This is a genomic window from Paenibacillus sp. FSL R7-0313 (assembly GCF_037969885.1).
Classification (GTDB): domain Bacteria; phylum Bacillota; class Bacilli; order Paenibacillales; family Paenibacillaceae; genus Paenibacillus.
Map to the genome: position 1 here is coordinate 891,128 of NZ_CP150219.1, position 15,779 is coordinate 906,906.

Sequence of the window (15,779 nt, forward strand, 5' to 3'; positions counted from 1 at the left end):
ATCTCCTCAGCTAGGGCTGAAAAGAACGGGTCTATAAGGTTTACTATTTATCCAAATGGATTCTGTGCCCACTGCAATAATCTCTTTTTCGTGATTTTGCCATGGGAGGTATGTTTGACAACTTGTCCCTGATCGAGCAGAAGTACCTGCGGTGACTCATGGTGAACCTCTGTCTCCTCCGCAATGTGACGGGATAACGAGCGATTTTCAATCACTTTAACAATGTGGTAATCCATGGGTTGTTTGGGATCTGATGCATTGGTGCCCACAAAAGCTATAAACTCTCTGTATGCTCTCGCACTGGTCGGACAAGTTGTGCTGTGTTTCAGAATAAGCACCGGATGATCCTGCGAGCGATGAAGCGCGTCTTCCCAGTCACCAAGTTTGTGCAATTCACGGACATGTTCGCTGAGCATATGTTCCGAGTCTGCCCCCGCACGTTTGCTAACCACCGAACCAATCACAATGCCAAGCGCCAAGCCAAAAGCAATCCCGAGTCCAAGCTGTTGTGTAGCCGTACCAATGCTGACTCCCATGGCAACACCTATAGCAAGCCATACAGCTTGATGATTTACTTTTTTACCCATAAAGATCTTCCCTTCCTGAAATATGTATATCAAGGTTATATAACTTCTACCCTTATATTCTGATCAAATTATAGCACAGGCCTCTGTGAGCAGGCTTTGATAATCTTCATCCCAAGGTGCAGATTTCAGTGATTGGATTTATGCAAAATGCTCATTTGTGATACACTGGTTGTAATTTGGAAACGATGAACATGAAGAATGGATTGGAAGGGCGGAAATTCCATATGACATACGCGTTTATGATTGAACCGCAGGATTTTATTGCGCTGGATAACGAAGACGAGCTGATTGAGAAATGTCAGGAGTGGGGCCTGCTTTCCGGTAAAGCGACCAAACTCAAAACGTTCTATTATAAAGGAAACGGATTAAACATGCCGTGCACCATCATTGGATATGTGGATCACATGGCAGCCGTTATTCAACTGGATAATGGACAAAAGCATTGTATTCACCCGTCGTATCTGAAAGAAATGCAAGCGTCCAGCTACAATGCCAGAAGTATAAGCACAGCCGGATCAGATCAAAGCACAGAATCGACAACTTCGGATACAGTCGCACCAGTCGCTGCTGATGTTACGCCAACTCCCGGTGCCCTGGTTAACCCGGATGAAATTCCGGCGGATCAGGATGATTCGTACGACACGGACACAGATGAATTCTCCTCTGGGTTGAAGGGTGATCCGGATGGGCTGGTAGAAGAGTATGTTGGACCTCAAACCGGGGCAGCCAGTGAAGCCAAACCTAAAGCCAAAACAGCAAGCAAAGCCAAGACCGTTAAGATTGATTTGCCCGAAGGTAAAGTGAAGATGAGTGCCGTGGTCAAAGAGTTCACCACCGTACCGAATCACTTCTCGGACAATGACGATGAAGTCATCATCTATGAAGCAGTTACCATTACGGAGCCAGACGTCATCGATGTTGGGGAGGCCTGGTCGAGCCACAGTGCCACCGTTAAGAAACAGGAGCTGGAAGTGGGAGACGTTATCACGTTTGAAGCAAAAATTATTAAGAAAAAGCTGACACGTAACCCGGTTCCTTATAAAATCAACAACCCTTCCAAGATTCAAAAGGAAGGCTAATCAAGGAAGATTAATCACGAGTCATTACAAAAAAAGCAAAAAAACCTCCACAACTGCTCAAAGCAGATTGCGGAGGTTTTTGCCATTTGGAGTTTATATTAACGCACAGTACGCTCTTAAGCTTGTCCTGGCGTAGCGCTAATTTGAAACTGTACACCAAATTTGTCGACAACCGAGCCGTAGGCTGGACTCCAGAACGTCTCTTGTATCGGCATTTTCACTTCGCCGCCATCTTGCAGTTGGTTGAAAATTGCTTTGGCCTCATCCGCCGTATCCGTATTCACCGTAACCGTAACATGATTACCTACAGTGTACGGCATGCCTGGAAATGTATCGGACAACATTAATACCGAGCCGCCAATCTGCAAAGAAGCATGCATAATACGGTCTTTCGCTTCGGGCGGGATGGGGTGATTCGGGTCAGATGGACCGTCGCCAAATGTTTGAAGCGCGAGCACTTCGGCTCCAAATGCCTTTTGATAGAATTCTACCGCTTCACGTCCATTACCGTCTGTTACCAGATACACATTCAAGCTGATCGACATGCGTTCTTCATCTCCTTGGGCTCTTGTAATTATACGATTCACGCCACTTGCGACATGAGTATATAGGAACAGGTTATCCTTTGACAAGCGTATATTTCCTCACAACTCTGTGGATCGTTACATCATTAGGGTTACCAATATATTTTTAATCCATCCGTCTCTCCATTACTTCTTTCGCCTGCGTATATAGTAGAGAACAGCGATCAGAACACCAGGAACCAGTGCTGCAAAACTGGCATAGATCAGACACCATTTCAACAAAGTAAATATCGGGGTGAGTTCAGCAAACACAGGCGTACGTTCAGGATAACGATACATGATCAGGGACGCACCTATATTTTCAAGCATGTCCATAACCCAACCTAAGACCGGAATCAGACTCACCCAGCGCCAACGACTCTTTACCGGAAGCACGCGATAGAGTATCGATAACAGAACAACCAAGAGGAACAGATAGGCCAAGGGCCATATGAGGTCAAATGTGAATCGTGCCTGAATATAGGCGCTCCGCCTGCTTCACCATACTGCTCAGCCATCTGATAAAGATCATTTGCAGTGTACAGAAAAGAGGAGTCCGGGGACTGCCCACCACCTGTGGCCTCCTCCGACTTTGCCGCCTGCCAGGGCAGAATGAATGCAATAAAACAAGCAAATACAATAACCGCAGCTGCAACCCATTTCCAATTCACCCGCTGATAGAACCAATTGGACGCTTTATTCAGCACGTTCTGTCCCCTTTCGGATAAAAAAAAGACCACTCTCCCGAATCCTATCGGTAAAATGGTTGTGTTCAATCCTATGAAGTTATCGAGCTTGAACGATGTTATCTATTTCACTTTTCAATAAGAGGTATCGGTGAACACTTCTCATGATCGGGACCTTCGTTAGTTTGTTCTTGTCCACGTACAGTTTCATCTGGTCTTTGGTCAAACCAAGCAAACTTCCAGCTTCCGATACCGTCAATACTACCTCTGGGTTCGTAGCATTAAACGTCCTCTTTACTTTCTGATTCCAGTCCTCGAATACCTGCATAGATCAGTGACATCTCCTATCCATAGCCAGTTATTATCAGGCTGAATATATCCAGTATACCACACTTGTGCTGCTCGTAACTTAATCCTTGCGCAGAACCATATTCTGATAGACTTTTTCAGTTGCTGTAACATGAGAAAAAGAGCCACGTCTGAACGTGGCCCTTGATGATCTCTCTATGATATTTGTTACGCCTCTTCCCAGAAGCGGCGCAGGTTGTCCATGGCGATTTTGGATGCGGATTTGCATTCCTCCATGCCTTCGAACTCCACCGTAATGTGGCCATCATAGCCGGAGTCTTTGATCAACTTTACAATTTTACGAATTGGAATATCCCCTTGCCCAACGATGGCCCCACGCAGGAAGTTGCCGTAGGCTGTGGTGAACCATTCACCTTCACCTGGATGCTCATCATAAGGACGGAAGTAGAAGTCTTTGAAGTGGACCAGAGAAGCGTACGGCAGATTTTTCATGACGCCGATGATCGGGTTCTCATCCACGCACATAAAGTTGCCTATATCGAGTGTTGTTTTGAAGTTCGGACGATCTACAGCATTCAGCACACGTTGCACCCGATCACTCGCCTGCACACTGAAGCCGTGATTCTCAATCGTTGTGGTGATACCAAACTGCGCAGCATAGTCCGCAATGATCTGGCTTCCCCGCACCATCAGAGGCAGATGCTCCTCGAACCAGGCAATGGTCATCTTCTCCTTCGGCAGGGTAAACGCCGTGACGTCATGACGCAGATGTTTTACACCCATCCGGTGTACGACATCCACATGTCTTTTGACCCGAGCCATCTCTTCTGCAAACGCTTCTTCCGTCTCCTGCACAAAATTTGCTGGCATCGAGTAGTTGGACAGTTCAATACCCACAGACGCTGCCCGCTCCCGAATCGCATCCGCCAGATCGTGATTATCCTCTACAGTATAACCGTAAGGTACCATCTCCATATGCTCGCCGCCGTTCGCCGCAATCCAGTCGATCACATCCAGCACCGTCATCTCACCCGAATTCAAATCGTTCAACAAACTATACGTGCTCAGGCCCACTTTCATCTGCTCAGCTCCCTATCGATATTGTTGGATAAATTGAACGGCCTTGCGAATATCCTGCTCCGGCTGATGACCAACCTCACGTTCAATCGTCAGATAACCGGTGTAACCAATCTCCTGAAGCGCTGCAAAGTATCCGTCAAAGTCAACGCCACCCTCACCTAAAGGAACCTCGCGGAAAAATGTTCCTGAAGAGACCATCTCGGCAATCTTTTCGTGATCCATAGGGGCATAACCGACCGCTCCATATACGTCTCGTGGGTCAACTTCCTTCAGCCGCACACCATCCTTCACATGAGTATGTACGATGTAATCCTTGAGCAAATGAACGCCCCGTGCCGGATCATCTCCCGTCACCATCACCATATTCGCCGGGTCAAAATTCACCGATACTCCGTTGGTCGACAACGTATCCAGGAATCCTTTCAAGTCAGCAGCCGTTTCCGGTCCTGTCTCAATGGCAAAATATGCGCCAACACTCTTGGCGTATTGGCCCAGTTCCTCACAAGCAGCATGCAGCGTAGCATAAACTTCCGATGAAGGGTCGTGTGGAACAATACCGATATGTGTTGTGACGATGTTGGTGCCCAGATCGAGAGCCAGATCAACGATCCGCTTGGACTTCTCCACTTTCCACGGATTATCTTCCTTGACCTGAAACCCATGTCCACCCAGATCACCAACCAATGCTGAAATTTCAAGACCCAGAGAATCGATGTAACTCTTCAGCTCTTTGCGCGCCGCAGGCGACAAATTTTCGGGGTCCATCTCTCCCTTGACGGCGTAGATCTGCACACCTTCTGCACCTACGTCTTTGGCTTTGTTCAACCCATCCCGTACACCTACGCCAAAACTATCCACGATGACACCAATCTTATTCGTTAATTTCATGTCATACCTCCTGAAGATTACGTATTTGGATTCATTGGAACAAGTTTCACCGACTTAATCTCATACGGTTTGAAGGTCAGTTCGAATGTGCCGTTTGGACAAAGCAACGGTTGGATCTCATCCTCCAGCAGATTAATGATGGACGCATTAATTTCCTTTTCAGCCCACTGAACTTGCACCGTTTCCCGACCTCCTGATGATTCGTAGAAACGCAGCACCGTTCCCGATCCGTCTTCTGCAGGCTTGATTGCATCCAGAATGACATGTTCACTGTGGAACTGAACCCAAACGTGTTCAGCTGGCAAGGGACCCGGAGACGGACTCGCTGCCACAACCTCCACCGGATGATTCAGCTCCATCGCTCGGCGAACGACAGCGGCATGTCGCCAATCGCCCTGATGGGGCAGGATCGAATATGTGAACTCATGATCGCCTTGATCAGCATGTTCATCCGGCCATTTCGGGGCACGAAGCAGGGACAGGCGGATCGTCCGATCCTTGATGTCGTATCCGTACTTGCAATCATTCAGCAAACTCACACCGCTATTGCCCTCTGAGATATCCGCCCAGCGATGCCCGCAGACCTCGAACTGCGCCTGCTCCCAACTGGTGTTGTTATGGGTTGGACGCTCCAACGCTCCAAACGGGATTTCATAGGCTGCTTTGGCTGCCACCAGATCCACCGGAAAGGCCACCTTGAGCAGCTTATGACTCTCATTCCAGTTCACTTTTGTATGGAAGTCAACACGCCGCTGGTGACGATGCAAAATGATATCCTGGCTGATCTCCGATTGATTCAGCTTCCAGACAAAACGCAGTACATCTCGCGTAGCCCCGCGCTGTACAACCTCTCTGGAGATCAACTGCACCGCACCTGCTCGCTGGGATTCAAATCGTGGATCGATATCCCAGGCGTCCCAGTACGTCGGTTTGTCGTGGAAAAACTGCCACTCATTCGCCCGATCACCGGGCTTCAGCCAGTCGCGGCCTACCGTTTTGTCATACCATCGGGTGATCTCTCCCAAGTCATTAAACTCAAGCGTGTAAGACTCGGTTTCCCATATGGAAGGGAATTGTTCTTCTTCCCTTACTGGAAGGATAACATCCGGTGTCTCGCGCAGCCATATGGTTGTATACCCAAAAGCAGGAATCGATGGAACATACACGAGCAGCGTGTACTTGTCTTCCTTTTGCTCCAGATCACTGGCCAGTCGGTTCCCTTGACGATCAAATGCAGCCACCCCGGCGAGGTGGGCATCCCCTGTAATGGTGATATTCTCTCCACGTTCCCAGCCAAGGCTGTTGAATATAATGTAGGGGAGACCATCCACTTCATCTGTTGCGATATTCTCCGCAAGGGTATCCAGCGTTTCCCGCAGTGCGGATGTACCTAATGCAAATACCTTCGTGTACTCCTCAGTGGACGTTACGTAAACTTCAGGAATCGACGTTCCCGGAATAATGTCATGGAATTGGTTGAGCATAATCAGCTTCCAGCCTTCATCCAGATCATTCTTCGTGTGTGCAGCGCAAGCTCCGGCAAATTGCCCCCAGATCTCCGCTTCCCGATACAATACCTCTGCTTTTCGGTTGCTACGTTTGTTCCTCGCATGAGTTGTATACGTTCCGCGATGCAGTTCCAGATACAAGTCCCCGTGCCATTTCGGCAACGTCGGATTATTTAATGATATGTCTTCAAAAAAAGCGCCAGCTGTACTGAATTTGCTGATCGGCTGCCCCACCATCAAGTGGGATCGCTCCGCAAACTCCACCATCTCATTCGTCACGCCGCCACCACCATCGCCATGTCCGTAAAGCAACATTTGCTCAGGGTGCACATCCTTTTGTTTAAATGATTGCCAGTGTTCATCCACATCTTTGGGCCGTGTATGTTCATTCACCCCATGGTTAAGATACGCAAGCACGGAAGTGCCATCTATGCCTACCCAGTCGAAGAGGTCATACGGAAACGCATTGGTATCATTCCAATTCAACTTGGTGGTCATAAAATAAGGAATATCCGCGAGCTTCAGCATCTGCGGCAAGGAAGCACAGTAGCCAAAGGTATCCGGTAGCCACTCGATGTTGGAGCGCTTGCCAAATTCCGTCTGGTAGAAGTTCTGTCCATACAGAATCTGCCGAACTAATGACTCGCCGCTCGGAATATTCAGATCCGGCTCCACCCACATGCCTCCAACCAATTCCCAGCGGCCTTCGGCAATACGGGCTTTAACTCGCTCGTACAGCTCCGGGTAATGATCCTTCACAAAGGAATACAACTGCGGCTGGCTCTGGGAATACACAAAATCCGGGTACGTGTCCATCAAAGTGCACATGGTCGAAAATGTGCGGCTGGACTTGCGAACCGTCTCACGTACAGGCCACAGCCAGGCTATATCAATGTGGGATTGTCCAACCAGATGCATGAAGCCACTTCGATATTCCTCCGGCTCTTCCTGCTGTACCGACTGTACTAATCCATGTTCGAAGTTCTGTATCCATGCTGCATCAGTCCAGCGGTCCGGATCATTGTACATGTCATCCATCACCCGATGAATAGCCTGAACAAGTGCCATCCGCTTGGGCTCCTTCTCGTTATATGCCCGAAGCGATTCGGCGAGTACCGTAACGCTGTACATCAGGCTCTGCAGTGGCTGATTAACATGAACCAATGCTGCCCGAATGCCCTGAATAGGCGGCTGAATAACAGCTTGTCGATTAAGTGGATCATTCGGCTCTGGAATCGGATCATAGAGTTCAATCTCCAACTGCGGCGTATTGCCTACCCGACTTCGCGGAAGGGGTACGAATCCGTGATTTCGATCCAGCCCGTGATAAGGTATGCCATTCACCTTCAGCAGCCCTTCTCCTCCAGCCTCGAAGACCAGCCCAACAGCTCGATCCTCCCAACTGTCCGGAATCTCCACACATTTGCGCAGAAAATACGTCGTTCCGTGTACGCTGTTCAGCGGATTCAAGTTTTGCATTGCCTTGTCAGCCTGCTCATCTTTATTTTCATATCCCTGCTCGTACTCATATTCTCCTGGCCGAATGTATCTGGCCTTCTGCATCTCCCACGCCGGAAGCTCGATCGTATCCAGCCACTGCGACCGGTTCATATCTTCAATGAATCGCTGAATTCGAATCATACCTCCACCCCCACCTTCTGGATATGCAGACTGCAAGCGGTCAAGTCAGCCGAATTGCGGCCAACCATAAGCCTGAATTTACCCGGTTCCACGACAGACTGGAGACGAGAGTCGATGAGTGCGAGATGTTCTTTTTGCACAGGGAACGTAACGGTATGAGTCTGTCCTGGCTCCAGATGGATCTTACGAAAACCTTTCAGTGACATCTCAGATCTAGTAACCGAAGCCGACACATCCGTGATGTACAACTGCACAACCTCACTTCCCGCAACCCCTCCGGTATTTGTGACTTCAACCATTACCTGTGCCTCATCTTCTGGCCCAATCACATCCGGTATAACCCTTACGTTCTCGTATTTGAATTCGGTATAACTCAGTCCATATCCGAACGGATACTGAGGCGCAAGATCCATCTCTAGATACCGCTTGCTACGAGTGCGTTTGGCATGATAGTAGACCGGAAGCTGCCCAACATGCTTGGGAATGGAGACGGTAAGACGGCCAGATGGATTGACATCACCGAACAGAATATCTGCAATCGCGTTACCACCTTCCTGCCCAGGGTACCACGCTTCCACAATGGCATGGACATGCTCATCAATCCAAGGTTCAGCAATGGGACGGCCGTTGATAAAGACCACGATAACGGGTTTTCCCAGCTTATGTACCTCCTGCACCAGCTCCAATTGAACACCCATGAGATTCAGGGACGCCCGGTCAATGCCCTCGCCACACTCCATATCATTCCATGGATCATCCGTTACCACGGACGCTCCTGTCCGCAAGTCTATCGTGCCTTCACCAAAATCGCGGGCGCTGGAACCACCCATCACCATCACGATGACATCGGCCTGTTCCGCACAGGCGAGCGCTTGTGCAAAACCCTCTTTGGAATCGCCTTTAATCCGGCAACCCGGTGCGTACAGCACCTGACCCGAATCCGCGCCAAGCTTGCGCGTAATGCCATCCAGTACGGTGACGATCTGTTCTCTCGGCTGTGGCGAAGTATAGTCCCCAAGCTGGTTATAGATATGGTTCGCGTTAGGACCAATGACAGCTAGCTTTGTACCTGTTTTGGCAAGCGGAAGAGTATTCCCCTCATTTTTCAGTAAAACAATCCCCTCTTGCGCGACTTCTCTCGCCAGCTGAATATGGTCTTCACATCCGATGACCTGTTCTGCAAACTCTGGATCAACGAAAGGCTGTTCAAATAACCCAAGTCTGAATTTCATCTCCAGCACCCGCCACACAGCCAAGTCCAGATCCTTCTCTACGATTAATCCCTGCTCAAGCGCCTGACCAAGATGTTTGCGGTACATGTACCCGGACATTTCCATGTCTACACCTGCCTGAAGGGACTGTGCTACGGCCTGCTCCCCGTTCTCAGCGGTGTTATGTCCATGGACCAGCATCTGAATGGCGCCAAAATCAGTAATCACGAATCCATCAAACCCCCACTGCTCACGCAGAAGGTCATTCAACAGATACCTACTGGACGTACAAGGTACGCCATCAATCTCGTTATAAGCGGTCATCACGGAACATGCCCCGGCTTCCACTGCTTTTTTGAACGGTAACAGATCTATTTCATGCAATTCACGTAATCCCATATGCACAGGTGCTGCATTGCGCCCACCCTCTGAACTGCCATAAGCCGCAAAATGCTTGAGTGTCGCCACAATCGTCTGGTTGGAATCGAGACGCTCACCCTGTAGTCCCTTCATGGCTTCTACTGCAAATTCACCGATTAGGTATGGATCTTCGGCAAAACATTCCTCCGTCCGTCCCCATCTCGGGTCACGTACGACATCAAGCACCGGGGAATACGTTGCCGCTCCCCCCTGACTCCGGGTCTCCACAGCGATGGCTTCACACATCTTGCGGTACAACTCCATATTCCACGTACTTCCCACCGTTAAAGGTACCGGAAATACTGTCGCCCCAATCGCCATATGCCCGTGGGAACATTCTTCTCCGAACAAGATGGGAATGCCTAGACGAGAATGCTCCATGGCATACTGCTGAATGACATTTGTGGCAACGGCTCCCTGCCGTGGAGTAAGCCCCGTTTCCAGCGTCACTTCAGTCCATGGATCGGCCCGAAGCACACCATACAGAGAACCGACACCACCCTGTTCCATGTCCGCTTTGAACTCTTCCGTCACCTGTACTGTACCATCTGCTGCTTTATCATACGTCTTCCAGCCCATCGGCTGGATGAGTTGCCCAATCTTCTCTGCCGTTGTCATCCGTCCGATCAGATCCTGAACCCGTTCCTGAATGGGAAGCGAAGCATCTTTATAGTCCATATGCACATTCTCCTTATGCGTTCGGAATTAGTTAGGCGGGTGCACTTACATCACATGGCTTTGCGGTAGTCACTTGGTGCCACACCCACCACGTTCTTGAAGGCCCGGTTGAAGGAATTATAGTTCGTGTAACCCACTTCCTCACTGATCTCCTGAATAGCCTTATCGGTCTCCTGCATGAGCAGCTTGGCTTTTTCGATGCGATGACTAATGAGCAGATCCACAAACTTCTCCCCAATCTCATCCTTGAAAAGCTTGCTCAGATACTTCGGATTAATATCGAACAGATCACTAAGGTAGTTCAGCGACAGATCAGGATTGTTGTAATGCTCTTCAATGTATTTGCGAATCTCCAAAATATGTGATCTGTGTTTTCGGGAACAATGCAGCGTCTGCATCTGCAGCGCCAGTTCTCTGAACCCTTCCCAGCACAGCTCACGCAGGTCATCTAACGTCTCCCAGCCCTCAAGCCTTGGGAGAAGCGGGGTGAATATAGCGGCCCACGACTCCTGATACTCGCGTGAAAGTTCGGCGAATTCCCGATTGTAATGTTGAAATAACAATTGGATCGTATTCATAATCTCCTGACGGGACAGAACGGACTCACTGATTTGTTCAAACAGTCTTTCAAAATGCTTTTCCCACACATCGTCCGATAAACGCATCGCCTGTACCAGCAGTGAGATGGTCTTCAGGAACTCATACACATCGTTGGTCGAGTTCGGCACATCGCTACACGGAATGATGCGATTTATCCCCAGTACAGCCTTGTACTCCAGCGCATGCACAGCCTCTTTCAATGAAGCTCTCAACCCTCGAATATCAACAGCGACCCGACCAACACCGATGGTCACGGTGAAGTTCAGATACTGATCAATTCTGTCCAGATAACCCGCTAGCAATCGCTGCTCCGTCTCCTCTGCCTGTTCCATGTCCGGAATCCAGAGGATGGCGTACAGACGCTGATCGGAGATCCATTCAGCCCATACTTCCGTTCCTTCATGACGCGCACTCTCCTGCAGAATACTGGATAACACAAATTTCAGGAGGGATTGGTCCTGATCATGATACTCCGTCACAAATGCATCATACCGATCCATTTCAACTACCATGACGGCCCAACGATGCTCCAGCTCAGGCAGTTTGAACTTCTTCATCTCCGCTGTCAGCTCCGTGCTCGTAAAGTCTCGTGTACCCTCCAGCAACTCCTGAAAGAACATTTTTTTCTGCAAAATCAGATTTTCTTCATGCTCCTCCTGATATTGTCTCGTCTGATCAATCATGCGTTCCAGCGTTGTATGGATGAATCGGAACTCATTCTCCTTGCCATAATTGAGCCCCGATTGCTTCTGCGAAGAGACGGTCTGAATTAACGTTACAATCTGCTGAATCGGCTTGTAATTTCTACGGGTCACGTAGATCACCCACACCACCCCGATCAACACAACCACTACAGCAAAGGCAAACCAGATATTATAAAATTGCAGAGTCCATTTGACGATTTTTCCATTATTGAGACCCGTCTGCACCTTCCAACCGCTATAACTCGACGTAAATTCGGAGAAAACTTCTCCCGACGTGGTTTTAGTAGAAGCTGCACCCCCTTCTGGCATGCTGCTATCCCACAGATTGCCGCCCGAACGGTTGAAGATGTTCACAAACGTAAATTCCGGATCATACATCTGCATAATGGATTTTCTCAGGGTACTTAGGTCCACGTTTGTCACCACAAGTCCTTTGCCGTTTCCTACACTTCGCACAATCGTAATCACCTGCTCAGTCGCTTGCGAAGGAAAAGCTCGGAACGCTCGTGCCCCTGCCCACTTCTGTTCATCCCTTGACCGGCTATCTGCAATAAAGTCTGCATCCGGGAACTCTTCAATCGGAACAGCCTTCCCGTTACTGAAGACCGTGCCATCTTCATATCGAACGAGATAAATCGAATCGATCAGCGGATACTCTATTTTCAATTCATCAACCACCTGGACCGCCTGAATGCCGGCATACACATCATCGCTGCCAGATACCGAGAAATAATTCTTCAAGTTAGGGTTGGTCAAAATCTCACGCAGTACCTTGAAGTCAATGGAGCGCAAGGAGTTGTCCAGATATTGCGTGACCTGTGAGGCCAGGAATTCATTGGCCTTGAGCGCTTCTCTACGGTTCTGTTCATTGAAGACCTGGAAGAAAATAAAGAATAGAATGGTCGTCACAATAAAGAAAACAGGCAGATACGATAACAGCAAACGTCTAAACCAATTGTTGTTCATCTCCGAGATCCCCCCACCATTACTGTTCATGCTGAATGACGACAATTATCTGTGCTGATCGCTAATTTCCCATAAATATTCAGTACATTATATCGGATGACGTGGGGTTGTCATAGGAGAAGACCGTCCCGGTCACGGGTGACAGACGGGACAGCCTCTATATTGAATCCTTCAATTATTGATTCTTCTCAATGGCACGCTGGTAGATCTCAAGGTAATTACTCAGTCCGAGACCATCAAAGCCTTTGACATATGAATCCCATTCCTTATCAATGCTCTTGCTGCCAATAATGAACTGTGCCATATTCGTCTGCACATAATCCTTGATGGCCGTAGTCAGTTGTGCAGCTGATTCCGTATCCTCTGGACGGATAAATACGTTCGCAGGGTATACTTCTTTGGGTGCATAAGGTTCATACACATTGGTAGCTTGAGCCAGACGTGTACCATAACCCTCTGCTTCTAAAGGATTCTGTCCTTCCGCAAACAGATTACGGAACGTGTTGGACAAGTCATGCGCTCCGATCTGTGACCAGCTCTCGTTCACAACAACGTTAGGGTCACGCTCAGGCAGGTTGTAGTAGCTGTATTTGGCAGGCTCGCCATTGATGTTTTTCTCATCGGCATCTGCCTTCTTCCAGCCTTTGCCTTCAGTTGGACCATACTCCGCGTACAGCGCACCTTCTTCACTGAACATGTAGTCTACAATTTTGATAGCGGCAATCTGCTGTGCTTCTGTCGCTTTGTTGGTGATGGCAAACTCAAACTCACCTACGCTCTGCGTGGCGCCTGTCGTCTGCACTCCATCTGGTCCTTTCAATGGAGGAACGATCTCCCAGTGCTGGTGACGGGTGATGTCTTTGTCATAGGTATTCACGAGATAACTGACCAGCGCTGTTGTAATGGAGCCGACCACTTCATCGCCCTCTTTGTTACCCAGCTGTCCAATCGCCTGATCGTTCTGTGTGAAGGAAGCTGGATCAATCAAGCCATCCGCATACAGCTTGTTCATGTATTCCAGCCCTTTCTTCCATCCTTCCTGATTGGCGGCAAAACTCACCTTGCCATCGTTCACGATCAGGTACTTGTCGTTATCATTGTAGATAAAGCTATTCATCAGGTAGGCATCAATGTTGCCATTCCATACATACTTGTTCGGTGCACCCGTGAGTGGAATCTCGTCCGCTTTCCCGTTACCGTTCGGATCTTGTGTCTTAAACGCCTTCAGAACGGTATACAATTCATCTGTTGTGGTTGGCATTTTCAGACCCAAATTATCGAGCCACTCCGTGTTGATCCAGTATTTCTGTGCATACGTACAGTGATAACATTCATTGAAGATCGGCAGCGCATAGATGTTACCATCCGGTGCCGTGATGGCTTCTTTGAAGTATGGCTTCTCTTCCATAATCTTGGTCAGATTCGGACCATACTCCTGAATCAGATCCTGTAGCGGAAGGAACACGCCTTGTTTTCCATAGGTTTGGAGGTCTGAGGTAGTGAACTTGCCGTGAAGAAACACTTCGGGATAATCACCACTAGCTAGCAACAATTGTCTGCGATCCTGCAAAGCGTCCGTTGGGGCCAGATCCCATTTCAAGGTAACGTCGAACTTGTCTTCGATAAATTGGGTGAATTCATTCTCTTCCATAGACGCTTTGCCTTGTGGAGCAAAGAAAGTCATGGTTACAGGACCGCCGCTCTCCCCGCTACCGTCGCTACTTCCTCCCGATTCCTCGGATGAACTGCATGCGGACAACAAAGCCATCGAAGCAAAGACCAGAAACAACATCGAAATCCAAGATTTTCTCAATCTGACTCCTCCTTTTTGTTCATAACGGCAAACCATTAATAGTACTGCACGTGTATAAAATCGACCCCGGAAGCCGGCGTGTTCCTTCCACCTCCTTTCAAGAGGCAACCGGGCTTAACTCCCAAGGATTAACCTTTGAGGGAACCAACCATGACCCCTTTCACAAAATGCTTCTGTACAAATGGATACATGATCAGAATTGGAATACTCGCCACAACGATCAGTGCATATTTCAACACCTGCTCGAACCCTTGGTCCCGCATCTGTTGGCTGGTATTGGCGAGCATCGCCGGATCAGCCGCGTTCAGGATAAGCAGATTGCGAAGCACGTATTGTAGAGGGAACAATTTCTCGGAACGCAGGTATATCAGTGCATCAAAGTACGCATTCCAGTGACCTACGGCATACATGAGTGTCATGACCGCCAGAATGGGCTTTGATAAGGGAAGAACTACGCTGATCAGATACCGGATATCCCGGCAACCGTCCATTTCCGCGGCCTCCCCGAGTTCTTCCGGGATGGAAGATTGGAAGAACGTTCTTGCCACGATGACCTGGAATACTGCGAGCGCCCCGGGCAGCCACATCGCCCAGCGTGTATCGAGCAGGTGCAAATCCTTCATCAAGAGGTAGGTGGGAATCAGACCACCATCAAAGAACATCGTGATCATCATGAAAATAATGATGGCCCCTCGTCCATAGAACGATTTGCGTGACAAAGGATACGCCAGCATGACGGTCAGCACCACGTTAATGAACGTGCCCACCACGGTATAGATGATCGTGTTATAGAAACCGAGCATAAGCTGTTGGCTTTTGAAAATGGAGATGTACGCCTTAATGTTAAAATCTACCGGGAACAGCCACACCTGGCCGGATGTCACGGCTCGTGAAGAGCTGAACGAAGAACTGATGATATACAAGAGCGGGTAAAACACCGTTAGCAGTATGGCAAACAGAAAGATGTAGTTAAGTGTCATGAAAATGCGGTCACCGAGCGGGTCCTTGATCCGGTTACGATTAATCAGGTTGAACATGGATAAGCT

13 protein-coding genes are annotated in these 15,779 nt (G+C 48.9%); 1 reads left to right on the forward strand and 12 read right to left on the reverse strand.

Annotated features, from left to right (window positions below; genetic code table 11):
- Positions 1-47: 47 nt before the first annotated feature.
- Positions 48-587, reverse strand: coding sequence for a bacillithiol system redox-active protein YtxJ (ytxJ, locus tag NSQ38_RS03945; protein ID WP_339787249.1), 540 nt, complete (start codon positions 585-587; stop codon positions 48-50).
- A 191-nt stretch (positions 588-778) separates the two neighbouring features.
- Here ytxJ and NSQ38_RS03950 point away from each other — a divergent pair, with 191 nt between their 5' ends.
- Positions 779-1,666 carry a hypothetical protein gene (locus NSQ38_RS03950; RefSeq protein ID WP_339790397.1) on the forward strand — a complete coding sequence of 296 codons (888 nt, stop codon included), beginning with the start codon at positions 779-781 and terminating at the stop codon, positions 1,664-1,666.
- Positions 1,667-1,782: 116 nt separating this feature from the next.
- Here the strand turns inward: NSQ38_RS03950 and NSQ38_RS03955 are convergent, their stop codons facing one another.
- The 11 genes from NSQ38_RS03955 to NSQ38_RS04005 form a co-directional block, all read right to left on the reverse strand.
- Positions 1,783-2,211 carry a VOC family protein gene (locus NSQ38_RS03955; RefSeq protein WP_339787252.1) on the reverse strand — a complete coding sequence of 143 codons (429 nt, stop codon included), beginning with the start codon at positions 2,209-2,211 and terminating at the stop codon, positions 1,783-1,785.
- A 165-nt stretch (positions 2,212-2,376) separates the two neighbouring features.
- Entirely contained in the window at positions 2,377-2,559 is a 183-nt protein-coding gene (locus NSQ38_RS03960; protein WP_339787256.1) for a hypothetical protein, read from the reverse strand.
- Positions 2,560-2,612: 53 nt separating this feature from the next.
- Complete coding sequence (locus NSQ38_RS03965) at positions 2,613-2,936, reverse strand: hypothetical protein (RefSeq protein ID WP_339787258.1); 324 nt, start codon at positions 2,934-2,936, stop codon at positions 2,613-2,615.
- A gap of 79 nt (positions 2,937-3,015) precedes the next feature.
- Complete coding sequence (locus NSQ38_RS03970) at positions 3,016-3,243, reverse strand: hypothetical protein (protein ID WP_017691180.1); 228 nt, start codon at positions 3,241-3,243, stop codon at positions 3,016-3,018.
- Positions 3,244-3,431: 188 nt separating this feature from the next.
- A complete protein-coding gene (locus tag NSQ38_RS03975; protein WP_339787260.1) occupies positions 3,432-4,304 on the reverse strand; it encodes a sugar phosphate isomerase/epimerase in 873 nt (290 codons plus the stop codon).
- A 12-nt stretch (positions 4,305-4,316) separates the two neighbouring features.
- Positions 4,317-5,192 carry a sugar phosphate isomerase/epimerase family protein gene (locus NSQ38_RS03980; protein ID WP_338590008.1) on the reverse strand — a complete coding sequence of 292 codons (876 nt, stop codon included), beginning with the start codon at positions 5,190-5,192 and terminating at the stop codon, positions 4,317-4,319.
- 17 nt (positions 5,193-5,209) lie between these two features.
- Entirely contained in the window at positions 5,210-8,341 is a 3,132-nt protein-coding gene (locus NSQ38_RS03985) for an alpha-mannosidase (RefSeq protein WP_339787263.1), read from the reverse strand.
- Positions 8,338-10,650, reverse strand: a complete 2,313-nt coding sequence (locus tag NSQ38_RS03990) for a glycoside hydrolase family 3 N-terminal domain-containing protein (RefSeq protein WP_339787266.1) — start codon at positions 10,648-10,650, stop codon at positions 8,338-8,340. The genes NSQ38_RS03985 and NSQ38_RS03990 overlap by 4 nt, the downstream gene beginning before the upstream one ends.
- A 50-nt stretch (positions 10,651-10,700) precedes the next feature.
- Positions 10,701-12,920 carry a helix-turn-helix domain-containing protein gene (locus tag NSQ38_RS03995; RefSeq protein WP_339787269.1) on the reverse strand — a complete coding sequence of 740 codons (2,220 nt, stop codon included), beginning with the start codon at positions 12,918-12,920 and terminating at the stop codon, positions 10,701-10,703.
- Positions 12,921-13,095: 175 nt separating this feature from the next.
- On the reverse strand, positions 13,096-14,733 hold the full coding sequence (locus tag NSQ38_RS04000) for an extracellular solute-binding protein (RefSeq protein ID WP_264935608.1): 1,638 nt from the start codon (positions 14,731-14,733) through the stop codon (positions 13,096-13,098).
- Between the two features lie 128 nt (positions 14,734-14,861).
- Positions 14,862-15,770 carry a carbohydrate ABC transporter permease gene (locus NSQ38_RS04005; protein ID WP_082763028.1) on the reverse strand — a complete coding sequence of 303 codons (909 nt, stop codon included), beginning with the start codon at positions 15,768-15,770 and terminating at the stop codon, positions 14,862-14,864.
- Between the last annotated feature and the right edge of the window lie 9 nt (positions 15,771-15,779).